We start from the raw sequence: 22,454 nt of genomic DNA on the forward strand, positions 1-22,454 counted from the left end.
CGCGCGGGCTCCGCCGCGCCCTGCGCCACGCCCGCCGCCGCGCCGTTCGCCGCGCCGTTCGTCGCACCCTTCGCCCGACGCGGCCGGGGCAGCGTCATCCCCCGCAGGCGCGGTTTCGGCTTGGGCTCCTCCGCCCGCTGCTCCGGAACGAACCCCTCCGAGACCTCGGCGCCCCCGACAACCCGGTCAACCGCCTCCTTGGGCGTGCCGATCCCGGCCAGGATGCGCTTGATGTCGGCCGGGCTGTCCCCCGAGGCCGCGCCCCGCCGCCGTTCGATCTCCCGCCGCAGCTCGGTGACCAGCCGCATCCTGGTACCGGACGGCAGCTGATGCTGCTGGGCGAGGTCTCCGACCCGGCTCAGATAGTCAAAGACGAGCTGGTCGCTCTCGATCGCCACGAGGCCCCCTGTGCCGTGCGCTTCTGTGCAGCTGCCGTGCTACTTCCGTGCCAATGCCGCGTCGCCGCGCGCCATACGGTCGTATCGCGGCCCCCGGCGCACCGACCGTACCGCGCGTGGCGGCGCCCCGCTGGTCCCGTCAGCTCTCCCGTGTCCGACGTACCTACTACCGTGGGGCGGATGAGGACCGAAAGCACGTCCGGCGACGCCCTTCCCCGCACCCTCGCCGAGGCGTTGCGGCACCGCGACGACGCGTCGCTGGCCGCCCTGCTGCGGGCGCGCGCCGACCTGCTCAACCCGGTCCCCGGCGATGTCACCCAGCTCGCGACGAGGGCGGGCACCCGGGCCTCGGTGGTCCGCGCCCTGGAGCACCTGGACACCTTCGCGCTCCAGACCGCGCAGGCCCTGGCGGTGGCCCAGGACCCCACGACGTACGACGCCCTACGAGGCCTGCTGACCGGCGACACCACGGACCCTGAAATCGAGGCCGCGCTTCCCGCCGCCCTGGCCACCCTCCGCGAACGCGCCCTGGTCTGGGGCCCCGACGACCGCCTGCGTCTCGTCCGTACCGCACGCGAACTCCTCACCCCGTCCCCCTCGCACCCCTCCCCCACCGGACTTGGCCCGACGGTCGCCGAGGCGACGGCCGGGATGTCCCCGGGGCGTCTTCAGCAGCTGCTCCAGGCCGCGGGCCTGCCGACCACCCACGACCCCGTGTCCGCCGTGGAGTCACTCACCGCCCTGTTCACGGACCGCGCACGGCTGGCGGCGCTGCTCGACGAGGCCCCTGACGATGCGCTCGACGTGCTCGGACGGCTGACCTGGGGCCCGCCGTACGGCCAGGTGCCGGCCGAACCCGCCGCGCACGTACGGTGGCTGCTCGACCGTGGCCTCCTGCTGCCGACCGCGCCGGGCACGGTGGTGCTGCCGCGCGAGGCGGCCCTGCATCTGCGCGGCGGGCGCGCGCACCGGGCGCCGCTGCCGGTGCCGCCCGCCGTGGAGGTCAGGGCCGAGTACCGCCCGCAGGTGGTGGACTCCACGGCGGCGGGCCAGGCGTACACCGCGCTCTCGACGATGGAGGAGCTGCTGCGGGAGTGGCACGAGGGCGGGCCCGCGGTGCTGCGCGCCGGCGGCCTCAGCGTCCGGGACCTGAAGCGGACCGCGACCGCCCTGGACGTCACCGAGCCGCTGGCCGCGTTCTGGGTCGAACTCGCCTACGCGGCGGGTCTTGTGGCCTCGGACGGAGAGGTCGATGAGCGGTACGCGCCCACGCCCGCGTACGACGACTGGCTGGAGCTGCCACCGGCCGAGCGATGGGCGTCGCTGGCCGCCGCCTGGCTGGCCGCGACCCGCACCGCGGGCCTGGTGGGCGGCCGCGACACGGCGGCGAGCGGGGGCGCGGGAGGCGGAAGTACGGGGGCCGGAGGTACGGGAGGCGGGGCTACGGGAGGCACGGGAGGCGGGAGTACGGGAGGTGGCGGCGGCTTGGCGACGGGCCGTACGCTCTCCGCGCTCGGCCCACACCTGGACCGCTCGGCCGCGCCCGAGGTACGGCGCCGCGTTCTGGCCCTGCTCGCGGGCCTCCCCTCGGGCGCCGCCCCGACACCGGACTCGGTCCTGGCCAGGCTGGCCTGGGAGCGCCCCCTGCGGGGCGGTACGGGCGTGACCCCCCGCACCCCGCCCGCCGAATCCCCCACGGGACCTCGGGCGGCAGCCACCACCACCCGCCCCGAACCCCCCTACCCAGACGCCCACTCCACCGAAGACCTCCGCACCCGTATCGCCCGCTGGACCCTCACCGAAGCCGAACTCCTCGGCCTCACCGGACGCGGCGCGCTCTCCGCGCACGCCCGCGCCCTGCTGGGCGACCCGCCCCCCGCGGCGGACCGCCCGTTCTCCCCCGCCGAAGCCCGCGCCGCCGCAGCCCACGCCGCCACGGTCCTCGCCCCGCTGCTGCCCGAGCCGCTGGACCATGTGCTTCTCCAGGCCGACCTGACCGCCGTAGCTCCCGGGCCGCTGCGCCGCCCCCTCGCCGAGACGCTGAGCGTGCTGGCCGACGTGGAGTCCAAGGGCGGTGCCACGGTCTACCGCTTCACCCCGGCGTCGGTGCGCCGGGCGCTGGACGCCGGGAAGGCCGCCGCCGACCTGCACGCGTTCCTGGCCGAGCACTCCCGTACGCCGGTCCCGCAGCCACTCAGTTACCTCATCGACGACGTGGCCCGGCGCCACGGCCACCTGCGGATCGGCGCCGCGTCCGCGTACGTACGCTGCGACGACGACGCGATGCTGAACGAGATCATGGCCGACAAGCGCGCCGAGAACCTCCACCTGCGCCGTCTCGCCCCGACCGTCCTGGCCGCCCAGGCAGACCCCGGCACACTGCTCGACGGGTTGCGTGCGATGGGGTTCGCGCCCGCCGCCGAGAGCGCGGAGGGCGACGTACTGATCCACCGCGCGCACGCCCACCGCACCCCGCCCCGCACCGCACCGGCCCCCGTCCCCGAGGGCCCGCCGGTACCGGACGACACGCTGCTGGGCGCCGCCGTGCGCGCCATCCGCGCCGGGGACCTGGCGGCGATGGCACCCCGTAAGCCCGCGGCGCCAGCGACAGCGGCGGCGACCTCGCCCGCGACCACGACCGCGGGTGGCGCACTCCCCCGCACCACATCGGCCGAGACCCTCGCCACGATGCAGGCCGCGGTGCTCACTGGCGAGGCCCTGTGGATCGGGTACGTGAACGCCGAGGGCACCGCGAGTCAGCGCGTGATCGCCCCGGTCCGGGTGGAGGGCGGCTTCGTCACGGCGTACGACCACACGGCCGACGAGGTCCGTACGTACCCCCTGCACCGCATCACCGGAGTGGCCGAACTGGCGGACGACGCGAGCTGACCCCACGCGCCCCACACACCCCACACACCCCACACGCCACACACGCCACATGCCCCGCGCGCCCCTCACGTATGCCGCGTAACGCCCCATACCCTGACACGTTGAAGATCACAACGAGTCCGGGCATCCAGTCCGCCCACCCGGAGAACTGACAACCACACGCCGCGAACCAAGATCCAGGAACTGGGAGCTGATGACCAGACACGCCCCCACGCCCCAGCCACAGACCAAGCCGCAGCCCCAGGCCCAGGCCCAGGCCGAGGCCGAGGCCGAGGCCGAGCTCCAGCCCCAGCTCCAGGCCGAGCCCGGCCGCAGAGCCCTCCTGAGCCTCAGCCTCGGGCTAGGGCTAGGGCTGACCGTGGCGACGGCCACCGCGGCCCCTCCGTCCCGGGCGCACGCGGCGCCGAACCCGGACCGCAAGCCGCCCGCACTGGCCGCGGCGGGCCGCGAACTGCTCACCGGAGAGCTACGCCACACGACGGTGATCCAGTCGTTCGCCTTCGACGAGCAGTGGGGTCACATCTACGCCCTGCAAGTGGTGTCGAGCGGGGTCCAACTCCCCGGCGAGGACGCACCCCGCACCCATGCCGAACGCTCACTGAGCGGTGACCTCTGCCTGAACCGGCTGAACATGGACGGTTCCCCGGCGGGCCACATGTACCTGAAGGGCTTCGGTCACGGCGGCTCGATCGGCCTCCAGCCCTCCACAGTCGGCCCCACCCTGTGGACGGAGTGGGACGCCAACCCGCGCTCCGGCTACGGACGCGGCGTCTGCCGCTTCCGCTTCGCTGACGGCCAGGTGCTGTACCGCGACAGCGACGGCCTCCTCACCTACCACCCGGTCCCCGGCTCCACCAGCAACTACCCGGCCCTCGACCTGCTGCACCAGCAGCTGCTCCTGCGCTACAAGACCAAGGGCGTGGCCAGGTTCGCCCTCTACGACCTGAACCGGTTCCGGGCCCGCAGCTTCCGCCCGCTGGCCGACTTCCCCCAGCCCGGCGCCGACCTGGACCTCCCCTTCCAGGGCATGACCCTGTACGGCGACCACGCCTACCAGCTCCTGGGCCGGGCCTACGGCCCCGACAACCCACCGTCCTCCGGCGGCGACGCCCGCCTCTACCGCATCGACCTCCGCACCGGCCAGGTCGACTGGGAACAACTGGAACAGACCGCCCCCGACCTCAACCCCCGCGAACCAGAAGGCCTGGCCATCCTCTACGGCCGACGCTTCGACCCCCGCCTCTGCCTGGGCTTCACCGAGGGACCCCCGGGCGCCCGCCGCTACCGCCTCTACTACAAGGCCCTCCGCTGACCGGCTCCCTACTCACCGGCTCCCACTCACCGGCTCCCCCTCGCCGGCTCCCACCACCGGTCCCACTCACCGGTCCCCCGCCCGAGAGCCGCCCCGGTAGACTCCATAGGTTCGCCCCCTATCCGGAGGTACGCGCGTGTCCTGCCTGATCGTCCAGTCGGACAAAACCCTGCTCCTGGAGGTCGACCACGAGCAGGCCGACGCCTGCCGCCGTGCCATCGCGCCCTTCGCCGAGCTGGAGCGGGCACCCGAGCACATCCACACCTACCGCGTGACCCCGCTGGGGCTGTGGAACGCCCGCGCCGCCGGACATGACGCGGAGCAGGTGGTGGACGCACTGGTGGAGTTCTCCCGGTATCCGGTGCCGCACGCGCTGCTGGTGGACATCGCCGAGACCATGGACCGGTACGGGCGGCTCACGCTCAGCAAGCATCCCGCGCACGGACTCGTGCTGACCAGCACCGACCGGCCCGTACTGGAGGAGGTCCTGCGCTCCAAGCGGGTGGCACCGCTGGTCGGGGCGCGGATCGACCCGGACACCGTCGTCGTGCACCCCTCCGAGCGTGGGCAGATCAAGCAGACGCTGCTCAAGCTGGGCTGGCCCGCCGAGGACCTCGCGGGGTACGTGGACGGTGAGGCGCACGCCATCGACCTGGTCGAGGACGGGTGGGCGCTGCGGCCGTATCAGAAGCAGGCGGTGGAGGGCTTCTGGCACGGCGGCTCGGGGGTGGTCGTCCTCCCCTGCGGAGCCGGAAAGACCCTGGTCGGGGCCGGGGCGATGGCCCAGGCCAAGGCGACGACGCTGATCCTGGTCACGAACACCGTCTCGGCTCGGCAGTGGAAGCACGAGCTGGTGCGGCGGACGTCGCTGACCGAGGACGAGATCGGCGAGTACAGCGGGACGAAGAAGGAGATCCGGCCGGTCACCATCGCCACCTACCAGGTGCTGACCACGAAGCGGAAGGGGATCTACCCGCATCTGGAGCTCTTCGACTCCCGCGACTGGGGACTGATCCTCTACGACGAGGTGCATCTGCTGCCCGCGCCGGTCTTCAAGTTCACGGCGGACCTCCAGGCCAGGCGGCGGCTCGGCCTGACCGCGACGCTGGTACGCGAGGACGGCCGCGAGTCGGATGTCTTCTCGCTCATCGGGCCGAAGCGGTTCGACGCGCCGTGGAAGGAGATCGAGGCGCAGGGTTACATCGCGCCCGCCGACTGTGTGGAGGTACGGGTCAACCTGACCGACAGCGAGCGGATCGCGTACGCCACGGCCGAGCCCGAGGAGAAGTACCGCTTCTGCGCGACGACGGCGACCAAGCGGAAGGTCACCGAGGCGCTGGTGGCCCGGCACCAGGGTGAGCAGACGCTGGTCATCGGGCAGTACATCGACCAGCTGGACGAGCTGGGCGAGCATCTGGACGCGCCGGTGATCAAGGGCGAGACGACCAACGTGCAGCGCGAGAAGCTCTTCGACGCGTTCCGGGAGGGCGAGATCTCGGTACTGGTCGTGTCGAAGGTGGCGAACTTCTCGATCGACCTTCCGGAGGCGACGGTCGCCATCCAGGTGTCAGGGACTTTCGGGTCGCGGCAGGAGGAGGCGCAGCGGCTGGGGCGGGTGCTGCGCCCGAAGGCGGACGGGCACGAGGCCCGCTTCTACTCCGTCGTCGCGCGCGACACCATCGACCAGGACTTCGCGGCACATCGGCAGCGGTTCCTGGCGGAGCAGGGTTACGCGTACCGGATCATGGACGCGGGGGATGTGCTGGCGGAGGGATAGCGTCAGCGGCGGGAGAGCGTCGGCGTACGACGCCCGCCTCCTCTCCGTACTCGCCGAGTAGGACGACGTCCACGGCGGCGGTCGCGAAGACCTTGACGGCGCGCAGGGCGTTGCCGACGCGGTGGACGTGCCGGGCGCCGGTGGCGGCGGTGGCGCCGCCTGGCGGGTTCGGGCGGGCGGCGGGGGCTGGGTTGAAGGCTGCGGTGCTCATGTATCCATGATGGATTTCGGACATTCGCGGCACATCGGCCTGCGGGCTGAATCGCCGGGGTGCCGCACTACGACCAACGGCAGAGCGGGTCCCCTAGGGGGAGGACACGGCCGGGGGGACGCGCGGCCAGGGTGAGCGGCGGGGCGCGGGCGGCGAAAATCGCTCGCCCACGCCTGATGCCCTGACCTACACTCCTCCGTCTGCCCGCCTCCGCTACGGAGCGCCGCCGCCCGGTCGGAAACCGGTCGGCAGCCCTGACCCGAGTCACTCGCACCCCCTCCGGAGGCAACCCGTGCCCGCGCGCGCCCACGCAGACCCCGACCTCGCAGCCGATCCGCTGGCCCGCGAGCGCGCCCATCTCGCCGCGTCCCGCGCCGCGCTGAGCGCCATGCGCGCGGACGCCGAGGCACTGAACATCCGGGATGTCACGGCGAACTGGGTGAACGCCGCCGTACTCCAGCACCAGATCGACGAGCGGATCAGGTCGCTGGCGGACCTGTCCCACACGCCGCTGTTCTTCGGGCGACTGGACTATCTGCACGCGATCAGCGCCGACGAGGCGGAGGGCAGAGAGGGCGCGGAGGGCGCGGAGGGCGCGGAGGGGGAACGCTTCTACATCGGGCGACGGCATGTGCACGACGCGGACGGCGACCCCATGGTCATCGACTGGCGTGCGCCCGTGTCCCAGCCGTTCTACCGCGCCTCCAAGAAGGACCCGCAGGACGTCGCCCTGCGCCGCCGCTTCGGCTACACGGCCGGTGACCTCACCGCGTACGAGGACGAGCACCTCTCCGACCCGACCGAGGCGGCACGGACCAGCAGACTCCTCCAGCAGGAGATCGAGCGACCGCGCGTGGGCCCGATGCGCGACATCGTGGCCACCATCCAGCCCGAGCAGGACGAGATCGTCCGCAGCGGCCTCGGCGGCACGGTGTGCGTCCAGGGCGGCCCCGGTACGGGGAAGACGGCGGTCGGGCTGCACCGGGTCGCGTACCTGCTCTACGCGCACCGCGAGCGGCTGGCCCGTACCGGAACACTGGTCATCGGACCGAACGCCTCCTTCCTCCACTACATCGAGCAAGTCCTCCCGGCCCTGGGCGAGTTGGAGGTCAAGCAGGCGACCGTCGACGACCTGGTGGCACATGTGGAGGTACGCGGCACCGACTCGGCCGATGCGGCGGTCATCAAGGGGGACGCCCGGATGGCGGACGTGCTCCGCCGGGCCGTCCGCTCACACGTCACACCACCGACCGAAGCCCTGATGGTGGTGCGCGGCTCGCGGCGCTGGCGTATCCCGGCCTACGAACTGGAGGAGATCGTCCGCGAGTTGCTGGACCGCGACATCCGGTACGGGGCCGCCCGCGAGGCCCTGCCGCAGCGGATCGCGCACGCCGTGCTGGTGCGGATGGAGCAGTCGGGTGAGGCGCCGGACGATCGGGTGCAGGACGCGGTCGCGCGCAACGCGGCGGTGAAGGCGGCGGTCAAAGCGATCTGGCCGCCGGTCGACCCGGCGAGGCTGGTGCTCCGGCTCCTCTCCGACCCGGACTTCCTGGCCGCACACGCGGAGGGTGTCCTCACGGCGGACGAGCAGAAGGCGATCGGGTGGGAGAAGCCCGCGCGCTCACCGAAGACCGCGAAGTGGTCCGCGGCGGACGCGGTGCTGGTCGACGAGGCGACGGATCTGGTCTCCCGTACGCATTCGCTCGGGCATGTCGTACTCGACGAGGCGCAGGACCTCTCGCCCATGCAGTACCGGGCGGTGGGGCGGCGCTGCACCACTGGGTCGGCGACCGTGCTGGGTGACCTGGCGCAGGGCACCACCCCCTGGGCGACCCGCAGTTGGGCCGACGCGCTGGCCCATCTCGGCAAGGGCCACGCGGCGGTCGTCGAGGAGCTGACGGCGGGCTTCCGGGTGCCCCGCGAGGTGATCGCGTTCGCCTCGCGGCTGCTGCCGGAGATCGCGCCGGGGCTGGCGGAGGTGGAGTCGGTCCGGGAGGCTCCGGGGTCGCTGGAGGTCCGGCGGGTGCCGGGGGACCTGACCGAGGCGGCCGTCGAGGCGTGTGTCGCGTCCCTGCGCCACGAGGGGTCCATCGGCCTGATCGCGGCCGACGCGCGCGTACCGGCCCTGGCCGGGGCTTTGGCCGCCGCGGGCTTGACCTTCCTCGCCCCCGGCGAGGAGACGACCGCGGAAACCCGCCTGACACTCGTCCCCGCGTCGCTCGCCAAGGGCCTGGAGTACGACTACGTGGTCCTGGACGAACCGTCGGCCGTGGTCGACGGCGAGCCGGACGAGCGGACGGGCCTGCGACGGCTGTACGTGGCGCTGACGCGTGCCGTGTCAGGCCTAACGGTCCTGCACAGCACCCCCTTGCCGCCCCAGCTGGATGGGTAGGGGGTGGGTTTGGGACAGCCGGGGCCCCCGAAATCGGCTCCGGGAGTGTCCCAAACCCTCCACCAGCTCACGCCACGCGGACGCCGTCCACCACCGCACGCCAGTCCGCGACCGCGTCGGCTGAGACCGGTGCGGACCAGCCGCCCGGGCGGGCCGCGCCGCCGATGTGGAACGCGTCGATGCCCGCCGCGCGCAGGTGCGGGACGTGGGTGAGGGTGAGACCGCCGCCTACCAGGAGCTGGGGGGCGTAGCCCGGCTCGTCGTGGCGGGCCGCTTCGGCGAGGAGGGTGGGGAGGCCGTCGTCGACGCCGGTCGCGGAGCCCGCGGTGAGGTAGGTGTCCAGGCCGGGGAGGTCCGCGAGTTGTTTGCGCAGGGCGTCGCGGTCGGCGGCGCGGTCGATGGCGCGGTGGAAGGTCCAGCGGGCGCCGTCCAGGGCGGCGAGCAGGCGCTCGATGGCGGGCATGTCGGGCGCGCCCGTCTCGTCGAGGAAGCCGAGGACGAACGCGTCCGCGCCCGCCGCCCGCAGGGCGCGGGCGTCCCGTACCAGCGCGTCCAGCACGTCGGGGGTTCCCGCGGCGAAGCCGTCCGCCGCGCGCAGCATCACCCGTAGCGGGATGTCGACGGCGGCGCGGATCTCGGCGAAGGTGGCCAGCGGCGGGGTGAGCCCGTCCGCGGCCATGTCCGTGACCAGCTCAAGGCGGTCCGCGCCTCCGGCCTGGGCGGCGACGGCGTCCTCGGCGGTGAGAGCGATCACCTCCAGGACTGCACGCTTGCTCATGTGGGTTGGTTCCTTCTGGCTGGTCGGATGAGGGGCAGCGCAGCCACCGCGCGCAGGCGCCGCATGGCAACACAGGTCTAGTCCAATATCCAGCCTACGTCCAGACCGCGTCCCGGCGCGCCTCAGCCGGTCTGCGCCAGCCGGACCGCGTCAGCCGGACCGCGTCAGCCGGACCGCGTCCAGAGCCAGATCGCGAGGGCCGTGGGGGCCGGGCAGGCCAGCGAGCCCGCGATGAGCAGCCGGGTCTCCACGGCCAGTCGGCGGACGCCGGGCGCGAAGGTCAGCGCGGTGAGCGCGGCAGCGGCGCCGATAACGGTCAGGGCGTAGCGCGACAGGAAGCCCCCGACGGGCACCCCGGCCGCCGAGCCCCAGACCGCGACCATGCCCACGAAGAACGTCAGCCAGCCGAGCGACGCGAGCGTGACCACCCACACCACGGCCGCCAGCGCCGCGACGACGGGGCGCGCGGGGCGGGGCTGCGGCGTCGGCTGCCAGGGGCCGTAGAGGGTCGCGTACGTATGGGGGTTCAGGTGCACCTTCCGGTCCTTCCGCGCGGGTACGGCCATCCTCGCCGCGCGGTCGCCGACCTGGCCTGGGTGCGGGTACTCACCCTCTCCAGGCTGCGTACTCAATCCGTATCACTCTTGCGTCAGGTACGGGTGGGGGGTATACATGGCAGGCGAAGGAAGATACCCCATCAGGGTATCCTCAGCCGTCAGCCATCAGCCCGAGGAGCAGCAGGCATGACCACCACCGCACCCGGCGCCACACCCAGCGCCACCGACGTCGAACTCGCCATCGGCGGCATGACCTGCGCCTCGTGCGCCGCCCGGATCGAGAAGAAGCTCAACCGCATGGACGGGGTCGAGGCCACCGTCAACTACGCCACGGAGAAGGCCAAGGTCACCTTCCGCGAGGGCATCGCCGTACAGGAGCTGATCTCCACGGTCGAGGCGACCGGCTATACGGCGAAGGAGCCCCCACCGGCGGACATGGGCACCGGATCGGGGTCAGGGTCGGGCTCGGGGTCGACGGCAGGGCGCGACGCCGCCTCGGGCGGGCGTTCCGATGCGGAGGAGGAAGAGGAGGACGCGGCGCTGCTGCCGCTGCGGCAGCGGCTGACGACCGCCGTGCTGCTCGCCGTGCCGGTGATCGCGATGGCGATGGTCCCGGCCTTCCAGTTCGAGTACTGGCAGTGGCTGTCGCTGACCATGGCCGCGCCGGTGGTCATCTACGCGGGCTGGCCGTTCCACCAGGCCGCCTGGACGAACGCCAAGCACGGCGCGGCGACGATGGACACGCTGATCTCGGTCGGTACGACGGCGGCGTTCCTCTGGTCGCTGTGGGCGCTGTTCTTCGGTACGGCCGGAATGCCGGGCATGACCCACCCCTTCGAGTTCACCATCGCCCGTAGCGACGGCAGCGGGAACATCTACCTGGAGGCCGCGGCCGGGGTCACCGCCTTCATCCTCGCGGGCCGCTACTTCGAGCACCGGTCGAAGCGCAAGGCGGGGGCCGCGCTGAAGGCGCTGCTGCGGCTGGGCGCCAAGGACGTCACGGTGCTGCGCAACGGCCGCGAAGAGACCATCCCCACCTCGGAGTTGCGGGTCGGAGACCGCTTCCTGGTCCGTCCCGGCGAGAAGATCGCCACCGACGGCATAGTCGTCGAGGGGGCGGCCGCCGTGGACGCCTCCATGCTCACCGGAGAGTCCGTACCGGTGGAGGTGAGCGTCGGAGACGCGGTCACCGGGGCGACGCTGAACGCGGGCGGCCGCCTGGTCGTCGAGGCGACCCGGGTCGGCGCCGACACCCAACTGGCCCGAATGGCCAAGCTGGTGGAGGACGCGCAGAACGGCAAGGCGGCCGCCCAGCGGCTCGCCGACAAGATCTCCGCGGTCTTCGTGCCGATCGTGATCGCGCTGTCGCTCGGCACCCTCGGCTTCTGGCTGGTCAACGGCTCCGGCCTGACCGCCGCCTTCACCGCCGCGGTCGCCGTACTGATCATCGCCTGCCCCTGCGCCCTGGGTCTCGCCACGCCGACCGCGCTGATGGTCGGCACCGGGCGCGGCGCCCAACTCGGCATCCTGATCAAGGGTCCTGAGGTCCTGGAGACCACTCGCAAGGTCGACACCATCGTCCTGGACAAGACCGGCACCGTCACCACCGGCAAGATGACCCTGCTCGCCACGCACACCGCCGAGTCCACCGACGAGGCCGAGGTGCTGCGGCTCGCGGGCTCGCTGGAGCACGCCTCCGAGCACCCCATCGCGCGAGCGGTGGCCGCGGGCGCGGTCGCCGAGATCGGCGAACTGCCCACCCCCGAGGACTTCGCGAACATCGCCGGACTCGGCGTCCAGGGCGTCGTCGACGGCCACGCGGTCCTGGTCGGCCGCTCCCAGCTGCTGGCCGAGTGGGAGATCCACCTGCCGGTGGAGCTGGAGCGGGCCAAGTCCGAGGCCGAGGCGGCGGGTCGTACGGCCATCGCGGTGGCCTGGGACGGCGAGGCGCGCGCGGTGCTCGTAGTGGCCGACGCCGTCAAGGAGACCAGCCCCGAGGCGATCAGCCGACTGCGCGGGCTCGGTCTGACGCCGATCCTGCTGACCGGTGACAACAAGGCGGTGGCCGAGTCGGTGGCGGCCGAGGTCGGTATCGGGATCGACAAGGTGATCGCGGAGGTTCTCCCGCAGGACAAGGTGGAGGTGGTCAAGCGGCTCCAGGCCGAGGGCCGTTCGGTGGCGATGGTCGGCGACGGCGTGAACGACGCCGCCGCACTGGCCCAGGCCGACCTCGGTCTGGCGATGGGCACCGGCACGGACGCCGCGATCGAGGCGGGCGACCTGACCCTCGTACGGGGCGACCTGCGGGCCGCGGCCGACGCCATCCGGCTCTCCCGGAGGACGCTGGGCACCATCAGGACCAACCTGTTCTGGGCCTTCGCCTACAACGTCGGCGCCCTGCCGCTGGCCGCGATGGGCCTGCTGAACCCGATGATCGCGGGGGCCGCGATGGCCTTCTCCTCGGTCTTCGTGGTCGGCAACAGCCTGCGGCTGCGCAGGTTCCGGGCAGCGGGTGAGTGAGCCGTGAGCCAGCCCCTCCCGGCTAGGCGGGCTTGTGTGCCACGTACAGGCTGTCCATCGGATCGTCCGGTACGTCGTACACCTCGACGTTCTTGAAGCCCGCGGCGGTCAGCATGCGCTCGGCGAGCTCCTCGCCCCACACGGTGCCGAGTCCGGCGCCGCCCAGGGCCAGGGACACCGTCATGCAGTGCAGGGTGCTGACGGAGTAGAGCCACGGCGCGAAGGGGTTGCCGATGTTCTTCTCCAGATGGCTGGAGGCCTTGATGTCCATCATCACGAAGAGGCCACCCGGGACCAGCGCCGCGCAGGCATGGTCGAGCACGGTCTGTGGTGCCTTCTGGTCGTGGATGGCGTCGAACGCGAAGATGACGTCGAAGGGTGGCCGCGCGGACAGTTCGGCGATGTCCCGCACCTCGAACCCGGCGTTGGGCACGCCGAATTCGGTGGCTTCCGCCCTGGCCCGCTCGATGGCCTCGGTGGAGAAGTCGTAGCCGATGAAGGTGGACTTGGGGTAGGCGCGGGCCATCAGGTTGATCGCGTGCCCGGTGCCGCAGCCGATGTCGGCCACGCGGACGCCGCCCGCCTCCAGGCGGTCCCGCAGCCCGGTGACCAGCGGCAGCACGCCGTTCAGCAACTGCCCGTCGAAGAAGCCCCGGGACATGGAGTCCATCGCCTCGGTGAACTCCGGCCGGAAGTCCTCGTACGGAACGCCACCGCCCTCCTTGAAGGCGCGGCTCACTCCGTCGACATGCTTCGCCGTCAGGGTGGTGACCTGGGCGAACGGGGCCATGTTCAGCGACCCGTCACCAGTGAGGCACACCGCGTGCTCGGCGGGCAGCTCGTACCTCCGCAGCCCCGGCTCGTACTCGACGAGACCGCTGGTGACGAGGGCGCCCAGGCACTCGCGTACGTACCGCTCCTGGAGCCCGGCCCGGTTGGCGATCTCTTCGCTGGTGCCGGGTCCGGCCGCCAGGGCTTCGAAGAGACCGTTGCGATACGCGATGTCGATCAGGAGCGTGACCGTACTCGCGGCGTACATCTCAAGCAGCTTCCCGGCGAACTTCTCGACCTTGGTCTCGTCGAGTGCGAGCTCGGGGCTGGCGCTGGCGTCGGTGCTGGCGTCGGTGCTGGCGCTGGTACTCATCTCCATCCCCTCCTTCAGGAAAGGTGGCTGTAGTCACCAACGCTAGACGCGCCCACCGACACCCGCGAGAGCGGCGCACGCGCCGACGCATACCCCAGAGGGGCTCCAGTGGACCCCCGCCTACTTCTCCTCTTCGAAGTAGGCGTCGAGCACCGCGTCGAGCTCCTCCTCCCACCGCGCGAGGGACGCCTTGTCGGGCGCGACGACCTCGCTGGGGTACCACCGGCTGCCCTCGGTGTGCACCGTCACCAGGAACCGCCGCCCGAACCGGGACTGGCCGATCTCCACCGCGAGGATCTCGTCCCAGTGGAAGTCGGCCTCCTGGTCGTCCAGCGTGTACCGCACACCGGCCCGATCGGCCACGATCGACGCCCGGCGGTCCGAAGCCGAGAACGACGGCCCGTCCTCCACCACGGCCGCGCCCTCAGAGGCCGCGTCCTCAGGGTCCTCGCCCTCAGGGTCCTCATCCTCGCGGACGGCCTCAACGTCCGTGTCTGGCTCCATCACCTCGTCTGGCTCCGCTGCCTCGTCTGCCTCCGTTGCCTTGGCCAGATCCGGCTGCTTGGCCGTATCCGGCTGCTTGGCGGCGACCGGTGCCGTCAGGCCCGGGATGTGCACGGGGTCGGCCGCAACGGGCAAGGGCGCGATGTTCTTCTTCTGCTGCTCCACGCGACGGCAGTATGGTCGAACATTCTGTGCGAAGACCAGCCGGGGCGACGCTCACGGCCGACATCGGGCGCGAGTCGAGCAGTTCAGCGGCCGCCCGCGCGGATCTCCTGGAGTTCCGTCAGCCGTCGAATGACGGCGATGGACAGCGCCGCGCCCGGGATGCACAGGAGGTTCAGGAAGATGGCCCACTGGTTCACCGTGAGCATCCGGTCAAAGTGGGTGCCCTTCGGGTAGTCGACGGCGGACTCCAGCGCATCGGGGAAGAAGGCGAGAACGAAGAAGGCGATGCTGAAGACGACGGTGCAACCCCACCACCAGGAGAGCAGGTGGCGCCCCGGGAACCGTCGAGTCGTCACCCAGCCCCGGTCTGTCGTTCGGCCACGGTCACGGTCCCGGAGCGAGGCGTACCAGATGTCGAAAGCGATCTTCCCCGGGATGATCCAGCTACCAACCGGGATGAACCAGCCACCGATCGCCATGCCGGGCGAGTACCGCTGCTCACCCGGGGCGAACACTTCCGCGTTACCGCGCACCCGCCAGAACCACATCAGCATGACGACGTAGATCGCGATCAGGGCAAGCGAGTCCAGCATCACCAGCGTGCCCATGTTCTCCACGAGATCGTAGACGTCCGTCCACTGGGCCTGGTTGGCCCTCTGCCAGCCGCCGATCTCGTTGACGAAGCCCTGGACGATCACGATCGCCACGCACTTGAAGGCGATGTAGAGGCCGAACAGCCACGACAGCACGGTGGCCAGGCTCTCCGGAGAGCGCAGTACCGCCTGCCGTGTGACCCAGGGCGACGCAGCCGAGGGGGGTGGTGCCGCCGAGGCTCTGGGGGGTGGGGTCCAGATGGGCCTGGAGCCGGGAATCGGCTCCTTCCGTACGTAATGGGGGCGGGGGCGCTGCGCACGGGCGGGCTGGGGAGGCTGCGCACGGGCGGGGCGGGGAAGCTGCGGGCTTACGTCCGCCCGCTGCGGGCTTGCCTCCGCCCGCGGCGGGCTTGCCTCCGCCCGCTGCGGTGTCGGCGGGGCGCCGGGCGCGCGGGGTGGCGCCTGCGGCGGCGGCCCTGCGGGTGCGGTGACCGTCGGGACGTACGGGAGGTTGTCGGGCGGTGGCGGGGGTGAGCCGGGGCGTTGCGCGGGCTGTGCCGGGGCAGCGGGCGCGGCCTCGGCGACGTGGTCACCGCTGGCGCTCCCGTCGCCGCTTCCTGCCCCTGGGCTGCTGCCCGCTCCGGCACCACCGCCGCGCGGGCGCCACTCCCCCTGGGTGACCGCGCGGCCGGAGATACGGGCCACCTCGGCGAGTGCGCGCGCGGGTAGCCAGGGCTCGGCGTCCCGCGCCGCCCCCGCGCCGCCGTCCAGGACTGCCGCGTACGCGCCCAGCCGCTCGACAAGCGTGGCCGCGTCCGGACGTCCGCCGGGCTCCTTGTCCAGGCAGTCCGCGACGATGTCCCGCAGTTCGGCGGGGACACGCTCATGAGACGGGTCCTGCTGGACCACGGCGAACATCAACGCGTGCTGGTTGGCGGTGTCTTCCACAGGAAAGGGCAGCTCGCCGGTGGTCGCGAACACCAACACGCCACCCAGGCCGAACACATCACTGGCTGGCGAGAGCGAGCGGCCCAGCACCTGCTCCGGTGACATGTACCCCGGCGAACCCACCGACGCTCCGGTGCGGGTCAGCGCACCACTGGTCGAAGCGTCCACGAGCCGGGCCACCCCGAAGTCGATCAGGCGCGGGCCCTCGACAGTGAGCAGGATGTTCGACGGCTTGACGTCGCGGTGGATCAGCCCGGCCGCGTGCACCGCCTCCAGCGCCCGGCCGAGCCCGACCGCGAGAGCCCCCACACTGCGGGCGGGAAGCGGCCCCTGCGCCGTCACAAGCTGTTGCAGGGACAGGCTGGGCACGAACTCGGTGGCCACCCACGGGCGTTGCCCGTCACCGCCCGGTTCCGAGTCCACGACCCGGGCAATGCCCTCGGTGCGCACCATGCCCGCGGTCTCGATCTCCCGTACGAAGCGGGCCCGGAACCCCGGCTCATCGGCGTAGCCCTGCCGGATGGACTTCAGCGCGACGCGTTCGCCTCCGCTACCTTCCGCGAGGAACACCGTCCCCATGCCACCCTCGCCCAGTCGCGCCAGCAGCCGGTACGGCCCTATGCGGAGCGGGTCTGCCTCGTCTAGCGGCCACATGTGCGGTCCTCCCCCGTAACGCCTTGCCCGCCCCATACTGCGCCATGATCGCGAAAGTAGCCTGCCCGATACCGGGCGCGCGCGCCAGTGCCGCACCCATCGGGCCGCGAGCAGCCCACCGAGCACGGCGATCGGCACGGTGCGAGGAACGCGCCACAGAGGAACGCGCCACAATGGAGGGCATGGCCGATCTCGACGCGCTGCGCCGCCGCTGGACCCGGACCCTGCTCGCCCTGCGCGATCAGGCGCCCGACCGCGACGGTGAGGAAGCGGGCGAACCCGAGCGGTACGCCGACGCCCTGCTCGCCCGCTGGGCCGAACCGCAGCGCCGCTACCACACCACCGAGCACCTGGCCGCCGTACTCGACCGCGTCGACGAGATCGAGGCGCACGCGCCGCACGCGGCCGACCCCGAACTGGTCCGCCTCGCCGCCTGGTTCCACGACGCGATCTACCGCCCCGACCGCTCCGAGAACGAGGAGCGCTCCGCCCAGCTCGCCGAACGCGCCCTCGCCCAAGCCGGGTTGGCCGCCGAACAGATCGCGGAAGTCGCGCGCCTGGTGCGCCTCACCGTCACCCACCACCCGGCCGAAGGCGACCGCAACGGCGAGGTGTTGTGCGACGCCGACCTCGCGGTACTGGCCTCGCCCCCGGACGCGTACGCCGCCTACGCGGCCGCCATCCGTGAGGAGTACGCCTTCGTCCCCGACGCCGCGTTCCGCAAGGGCCGGGCCGACGTACTGCGCCAACTCCTCGGCCTGCCAAGGCTGTTCCACACCCCCTACGGCGCGGACCGCTGGGAGGACGCGGCCCGCCATAATCTCGGTACCGAACTCCGCCTGCTGGACGCATAATCACCGCGTGACGAGCCCCGAAAGCACCGAGAGCCCCGAAAGCGCAGAGAGCGACGAGAGCGCCGCGAGCCCCGAAAGCGCCACCCTGCGCACCGCCCGCCTCACCCTGCGCGAGATCCCACCCGTCTCGGCCGCCGCCCTGAGCGCGGGCGGCCCCGGCGGCTTCCGCTGGATCGAGGGCGGCCCCGCCGACGGCAGCCGGGTGGGCGCCAGCGTGCTAGCTAAGGCCGCCGCCAACGGCTCGTACCGCCCGGGCTGGGGGATGTACGCGCTGGTCCGCACCGACGACGGCCTGGCGCTGGGCGGCATGGGCTTCCACGGCCCGCCCCTGGACGGCCGCGTCGAGATCGGCTACGACCTGGTCCCGGCGGCCCAGGGCCAGGGCTACGCCACCGAGGCACTCCGCGCCCTCAGCACCTGGGCCCTGGCCACCCCCACCGTCACGGTGATCGTCGCCCACACCGAGCACGCGAACACCGCATCCCAGGCCGTACTGGAACGAGCGGGCTACACCCGCACCGCCACCACAGCCGAGAACCACGTCTACGAACTCCGCACAACGACCCCCTGAACGGCCACACCGGCGAGTGCAGTACACCGCCGCAGACCTGTCGGTCTACGCTCGTCTTACTCAGGCTCGGGAAAGGGGACCGCGATGACAGCCGCGACGGTCGAGCACAGCCTGGCCGATGACAGGCCCCCGACGTGAGGCTTCTTGGTAGGGGCGTGGCGCGAGCTGAACGTGCCGGAGGGCTGGCGCGCCGAGATCGACGAGGGCAAGATCCACTTGGTGCCGCCGCAGCACGCGCATCACCACGGCATCGCTGCCGCCGTGCAACGCCGCCTCTACAAGAGCCCGCCCAGCGAGCTCGGGATCTTCCAGACCCTCGGCATCCACATCGCCCCACTCGACCGGCTCTACGTCCCCGACCTCGTGGTCATGCCGACCGACTTGATCGAGGCGGCCGACCCCGAGGTCTGCGATCCCCTTGACGCGTCCGAGGCGCTACTCGTCGCCGAGATCACCTCGAGAGGCAACGCCACCGAGGACCGCACCAAGAAGTACCGCGCCTACGCACTGAGCCAGGTGCCGATGTACCTGCTCATCGACCGGTTCGACACACGAGGGGCGATGGCCACGCTCTTCACGGAGCCTCAGGACGGTACGTACAAGCAGTCCGACCCCGTGCCGTTCGGCAAGACGCTCTCGCTGCCCGAGCCGTTCGACGTCGCGATCGACACCGCGGCCTTCCCGTCCTGAGCCCCCTCGCTCCGGGTGCGACGCGGCTACGCGGGGCGGCCCTTCGGGCGGCGCAGGCCCGCCGCCACCAGGACTCGTACGATCTCGCGCGGGGGCACTTCCACCGCCCCCGCCCGCACCGCGTCCGCGTACCGGAACTCCGGCACGTCGTAGTGATCGCGCTCGAACGCACGCCTAGGGCAGCCGATCCGTTCCGCGAAGGCGTGCAGTTCGTCGTACGAGACGTCACTCACCAGGTGCGACCACAGCCGCCCGTGCCCGGGCCAGGTCGGCGGGTCGATGTAGAGCGTCACGGGGCGACGGCCCCCAGCGACCCCACGGCCGTGACCACGACACCCGCCTTGCCGCACACCCAGTGCGGGTCGGGGCCCAACTCCGGCTCCACGTCGAGCGCGTGCGGGTCGCCCGAGCCGCAGACGGGGCACAGCGGCCACCGCCCGTACCGCTCAAGCAGCGCGTCCTGAACGTCCTGGGCCACCAGACCCGCGACGAACTCCATCCCCTCCGGCCACTGCTCAACCCACCAGCGCCGGTGCTGGATCGAGTCCTCGACCAGCGAGACGACATCGGCGTCGGCGACGTCGTGCGCGACAAGGTCCGCGAGGACGAGCGCGCGGGCGGCGTGCAGCGTCTGCTCAAGAGGGCTGGTCGGGTCGTCCATACAGTCATTGTGCGCCCCACCCACCCCGGGACTGAAGCCCCGCCACCGCCGCGCCGTCCCTTGACGCCAGCCCGGGCGGAAAATAGGTTCCAGGCGCGAGCGACGACGTGAACGAGGCACTGGCCCACCGCCACAGCCCGCGAACCCGCTAGCGCCGTCAGCCCCGCCCGCGCCGCACGAAAGAGCCGCTCGCCCATGGCCCCCTCCGCCACCCCTCCGCCGCACCCTCACCACGCCGAGCTGCGCACCCAGCTCGACACCCTCACCACCGAGGCCTTCCGCCCCGAACTGGCCGACATCGACCAGCGCCCCACCCTCGACATCGTCCGCACGATGAACGACGAGGACGCCGCCGTCCCGACCGCGGTCGCCGCTCAGCTCCCGCGCATCGCCGCCGCGATCGACGCCACCGCCGCACGCATGGCCCGCGGCGGCCGTCTCATCTACGCGGGCGCGGGCACGGCCGGACGGCTCGGCGTCCTGGACGCCAGCGAGTGCCCACCCACCTTCAACACGGACCCGTCCCAGGTCATCGGCCTGATCGCAGGCGGCCCCAGCGCCATGGTGCAGGCGGTCGAGGGCGCCGAGGACTCCAAGCAGCTGGCCGCGACCGACCTCGACGCCCTGCACCTCTCCCCCACCGACACCGTCGTCGGCGTCTCCGCCTCCGGCCGGACCCCGTACGCCATCGGCGCCGTCGAACACGCCCGCGCGCTCGGCGCCCTCACCATCGGCCTGTCCTGCAACGCGCACAGCGCCCTCGCCGCGGCGGCCGAGCACGGCATCGAGGTCGTCGTGGGCCCCGAACTCCTCACCGGGTCCACCCGTCTGAAGGCGGGCACCGCGCAGAAGCTGGTCCTCAACATGCTCTCGACGGTGACGATGATCCGCCTCGGCAAGACCTACGGAAACCTGATGGTCGACGTCCGGGCCTCGAACGAAAAACTCCGCGCCCGCTCCCACCGCATCGTCGCCCTGGCCACCGGCGCGCCGGACGCCGAGATCGAGTCAGCCCTCACCGCGACGAACGGCGAGGTCAAGCACGCGATCCTCGTCATCCTGGGCCAGCTCGACGCCCCCACCGCGGCCCACCGCCTGGCCGCGTCAGACGGCCACCTCCGCGCGGCCCTGGCCGCCGCCACAGCCGCCGCCACACCCGAGCAGCCCTAACCCTCACGCTCACGCTCGGCGGGTTTCGTGTGCAGGACGTCGCGGGCCTGCTCCGCCGCGCGGTGGATGGTCTCGCTGATGAAGTCGAGGAAGCGGGCGGCGTTCTCCAGGCGCACACCGGCCGTGGTGTCGCGGCCGAGGATGCCGACGCCCTGCCGCGCGGTCTCGACGAGCTGGTCGTTGGCCCGGGCGCTGGCCAGCGTCGCCTGGTAGAAGATGTCGCCGTCGACGACATAGCGCTCGCGGCGCCCTTCGCCGCGTTCCCGGCGGACGAGGCCCTGGCCTTCCAGGAACGTGATCGCTTTGGAGATGGACGCCGGGCTGACCTGGAGGCGCTGGACGAGGTCGGCCGCGGTGAGGTCCTCGTCGGTGATGAAGAGGCAGGCCAGCACCCGGGCCGTCATCTTGGGCAGGCCCGATTGCATGAGGACGGTGGTGAACGCCTCCTCGTACTCGCGCACCGCCTCCGGATCACGCCCGTCGACCCGAGGGCGCTCCCCCTGTGGCCCCCGGGGCGCGGACTGCTGCCTGCGCTGCTGGGCGCGGCGTTCGGTGGCGCGTTGGGCCAGGTCGGCGCGGTAGGCGGTGGGGCCGCCGTTGCGCGTCACCTCACGCGTGACCGTTGAGGTCGGGCGGTCGAGGCGTCGGGCGATCTCCGCGTACGCGAGGCCGTCGGCCAGCCCCAGCGCGATCTGCTGACGTTCCTGCTGGGTGAGCCTGCCTCCCGGCATCGCGGTCTCCTTCGTACTCCTCGGGTGCCGCCCAGCATAGCGTTCACCTTCACTCCATTGCAACGAACAGAGCGGGCGCGTTGCGTTAAGCAGCAAACCCATTGCAACGATTTCTCGGCTTCTACCTGCAATAACAACGATTACGTGCAACGACATCGTTGCCGAACCATCGAATGCAACGTAGCTTTCACGCTATCGGAAACAGCGATGCCGAACCAGCCGAAGGAGCCCGCCATGCAGAAGTTCGACACCTCCGCCCCGATCTCCGCCCTCCTCGACATCCCTGCGGGCCGCATCCAGCTCATCGCCGCCGACCGCCCCGACACCACGGTCGAAGTCCGGCCCACAGACGCCTCCAAGAACCGCGACATGAAAGCGGCGAAGCAGACCCAGGTCGCCTACGCCGACGGCGTCCTGCGGATCGAGGCCGTACCCGCGAAGAACCAGTTCCTCGGCACCTCCGGTTCCGTCGAGGTGACGGTCCAGCTGCCCGCGGGCTCTCGTATCGAGGGCACGGCGGGCGCGGCCGAGTTCCGGGCCGTCGGACGGTTCGGCGACGTCGCCTTCGAGGGCGCGTACGACGCCATCAAGATCGACGAGGCCGCCCGCGTCCGCCTCATCGCCATCGCCGGTGACGTCACGGTCGACCGCCTCAACGGCCCCGCCGAGATCAGCACCACCAAGGGCGACATCCGCATCACCGAGGCCGTACGCGGCGAGGTCGTGCTGCGCACCCAGGCGGGCGACGTATCCGTAGACGCCACCGCCGGAGTCTCCGCCTCCCTCGACGCCAGCACCACCTACGGCCGGATCCACAACGCGCTCAAGAACAGCGAAGGCGCCGCCGCCAGCCTGAACATCCACGCGACCACCGGATACGGCGACATCACCGCCCGCAGCCTCTGAAAAGCACCCACAGCGTGTCAGCGAACCCG

19 protein-coding genes and 1 pseudogene are annotated in these 22,454 nt (G+C 72.0%); 10 read left to right on the plus strand and 10 right to left on the minus strand.

Translation table 11 applies throughout. From position 1 onward, the window contains the following. A pseudogene (locus GCN81_RS32370) lies at nt 1–398 on the minus strand (hypothetical protein); the annotation flags it as partial. 180 nt (nt 399–578) lie between these two features. Here GCN81_RS32370 and GCN81_RS16145 point away from each other — a divergent pair. From GCN81_RS16145 to GCN81_RS16155, 3 genes are all read left to right on the plus strand, one after another. Further along, on the plus strand, nt 579–3,287 hold the full coding sequence (locus GCN81_RS16145; RefSeq protein WP_156725326.1) for a helicase-associated domain-containing protein: 2,709 nt from the start codon (nt 579–581) through the stop codon (nt 3,285–3,287). Nucleotides 3,288–3,480: 193 nt separating this feature from the next. Further along, nucleotides 3,481–4,599: a phage baseplate protein gene (locus GCN81_RS16150; protein WP_156725327.1), complete on the plus strand. Its 1,119-nt coding sequence runs from the start codon at nt 3,481–3,483 to the stop codon at nt 4,597–4,599. A gap of 136 nt (nt 4,600–4,735) precedes the next feature. After that, nucleotides 4,736–6,376: a DNA repair helicase XPB gene (locus GCN81_RS16155; protein WP_156725328.1), complete on the plus strand. Its 1,641-nt coding sequence runs from the start codon at nt 4,736–4,738 to the stop codon at nt 6,374–6,376. On the opposite strand, the gene GCN81_RS16160 is transcribed toward GCN81_RS16155, so the two are convergent. Then, nucleotides 6,342–6,587: a hypothetical protein gene (locus tag GCN81_RS16160; RefSeq protein WP_156725329.1), complete on the minus strand. Its 246-nt coding sequence runs from the start codon at nt 6,585–6,587 to the stop codon at nt 6,342–6,344. The two genes, GCN81_RS16155 and GCN81_RS16160, sit on opposite strands and share 35 nt — an antisense overlap. A gap of 292 nt (nt 6,588–6,879) precedes the next feature. Between GCN81_RS16160 and GCN81_RS16165 the strand changes: the two genes are divergently transcribed. Then, nucleotides 6,880–8,979 (plus strand): HelD family protein, encoded by a 2,100-nt coding sequence (locus tag GCN81_RS16165; protein ID WP_231626762.1) that lies wholly within the window; start codon nt 6,880–6,882, stop codon nt 8,977–8,979. A gap of 67 nt (nt 8,980–9,046) precedes the next feature. Here GCN81_RS16165 and GCN81_RS16170 read toward each other — a convergent pair whose 3' ends face one another. Next, complete coding sequence (locus GCN81_RS16170; RefSeq protein ID WP_156725330.1) at nt 9,047–9,757, minus strand: copper homeostasis protein CutC; 711 nt, start codon at nt 9,755–9,757, stop codon at nt 9,047–9,049. Between the two features lie 164 nt (nt 9,758–9,921). Further along, nucleotides 9,922–10,389 (minus strand): hypothetical protein, encoded by a 468-nt coding sequence (locus GCN81_RS32375; protein WP_231626763.1) that lies wholly within the window; start codon nt 10,387–10,389, stop codon nt 9,922–9,924. A 111-nt stretch (nt 10,390–10,500) separates the two neighbouring features. On the opposite strand from GCN81_RS32375, the gene GCN81_RS16180 reads away from it, so the two are divergent. Further along, the gene (locus GCN81_RS16180; RefSeq protein ID WP_156725331.1) at nt 10,501–12,834 is read left to right on the plus strand and encodes a heavy metal translocating P-type ATPase; all 2,334 of its coding nucleotides are present in this window, start codon (nt 10,501–10,503) and stop codon (nt 12,832–12,834) included. 22 nt (nt 12,835–12,856) lie between these two features. Here GCN81_RS16180 and GCN81_RS16185 read toward each other — a convergent pair whose 3' ends face one another. The 3 genes from GCN81_RS16185 to GCN81_RS16195 all read right to left on the minus strand — a co-directional run bounded on the left by GCN81_RS16185 (nt 12,857) and on the right by GCN81_RS16195 (nt 16,842). Further along, nucleotides 12,857–13,978, minus strand: a complete 1,122-nt coding sequence (locus GCN81_RS16185) for a class I SAM-dependent methyltransferase (protein ID WP_156725332.1) — start codon at nt 13,976–13,978, stop codon at nt 12,857–12,859. A gap of 120 nt (nt 13,979–14,098) precedes the next feature. Further along, the gene (locus GCN81_RS16190; RefSeq protein ID WP_156725333.1) at nt 14,099–14,647 is read right to left on the minus strand and encodes a hypothetical protein; all 549 of its coding nucleotides are present in this window, start codon (nt 14,645–14,647) and stop codon (nt 14,099–14,101) included. An 83-nt stretch (nt 14,648–14,730) separates the two neighbouring features. Next, on the minus strand, nt 14,731–16,842 hold the full coding sequence (locus tag GCN81_RS16195; RefSeq protein ID WP_197287668.1) for a protein kinase domain-containing protein: 2,112 nt from the start codon (nt 16,840–16,842) through the stop codon (nt 14,731–14,733). Nucleotides 16,843–17,024: 182 nt separating this feature from the next. Here GCN81_RS16195 and GCN81_RS32380 point away from each other — a divergent pair, with 182 nt between their 5' ends. From GCN81_RS32380 to GCN81_RS16205, 3 genes are all read left to right on the plus strand, one after another. Further along, nucleotides 17,025–17,696, plus strand: a complete 672-nt coding sequence (locus GCN81_RS32380) for an HD domain-containing protein (protein WP_231626764.1) — start codon at nt 17,025–17,027, stop codon at nt 17,694–17,696. Nucleotides 17,697–17,703: 7 nt separating this feature from the next. Further along, nucleotides 17,704–18,267: a GNAT family N-acetyltransferase gene (locus GCN81_RS16200; protein WP_231626765.1), complete on the plus strand. Its 564-nt coding sequence runs from the start codon at nt 17,704–17,706 to the stop codon at nt 18,265–18,267. A 144-nt stretch (nt 18,268–18,411) separates the two neighbouring features. Further along, entirely contained in the window at nt 18,412–18,957 is a 546-nt protein-coding gene (locus GCN81_RS16205; RefSeq protein WP_231626766.1) for a Uma2 family endonuclease, read from the plus strand. Nucleotides 18,958–18,983: 26 nt separating this feature from the next. Here the strand turns inward: GCN81_RS16205 and GCN81_RS16210 are convergent, their stop codons facing one another. Together GCN81_RS16210 and GCN81_RS16215 are read right to left on the minus strand one after the other, a co-directional pair. After that, nucleotides 18,984–19,250 (minus strand): DUF4031 domain-containing protein, encoded by a 267-nt coding sequence (locus GCN81_RS16210; RefSeq protein ID WP_156725336.1) that lies wholly within the window; start codon nt 19,248–19,250, stop codon nt 18,984–18,986. Continuing rightward, nucleotides 19,247–19,618 (minus strand): hypothetical protein, encoded by a 372-nt coding sequence (locus GCN81_RS16215; protein WP_156725337.1) that lies wholly within the window; start codon nt 19,616–19,618, stop codon nt 19,247–19,249. Before GCN81_RS16215 ends, GCN81_RS16210 begins: the two co-directional genes overlap by 4 nt. Nucleotides 19,619–19,813: 195 nt before the next feature. On the opposite strand from GCN81_RS16215, the gene murQ reads away from it, so the two are divergent. Then, nucleotides 19,814–20,788 (plus strand): N-acetylmuramic acid 6-phosphate etherase, encoded by a 975-nt coding sequence (murQ, locus tag GCN81_RS16220; protein WP_156725338.1) that lies wholly within the window; start codon nt 19,814–19,816, stop codon nt 20,786–20,788. Here the strand turns inward: murQ and GCN81_RS16225 are convergent. Then, nucleotides 20,785–21,519 (minus strand): GbsR/MarR family transcriptional regulator, encoded by a 735-nt coding sequence (locus GCN81_RS16225; RefSeq protein ID WP_156725339.1) that lies wholly within the window; start codon nt 21,517–21,519, stop codon nt 20,785–20,787. The genes murQ and GCN81_RS16225 overlap by 4 nt on opposite strands. A 234-nt stretch (nt 21,520–21,753) precedes the next feature. Here GCN81_RS16225 and GCN81_RS16230 point away from each other — a divergent pair, with 234 nt between their 5' ends. Then, nucleotides 21,754–22,425 carry a DUF4097 family beta strand repeat-containing protein gene (locus GCN81_RS16230; RefSeq protein ID WP_156725340.1) on the plus strand — a complete coding sequence of 224 codons (672 nt, stop codon included), beginning with the start codon at nt 21,754–21,756 and terminating at the stop codon, nt 22,423–22,425. Nucleotides 22,426–22,454 lie beyond the last annotated feature (29 nt).

Source organism: Streptomyces apocyni, from assembly GCF_009739465.1.
GTDB lineage: Bacteria > Actinomycetota > Actinomycetes > Streptomycetales > Streptomycetaceae > Streptomyces > Streptomyces apocyni.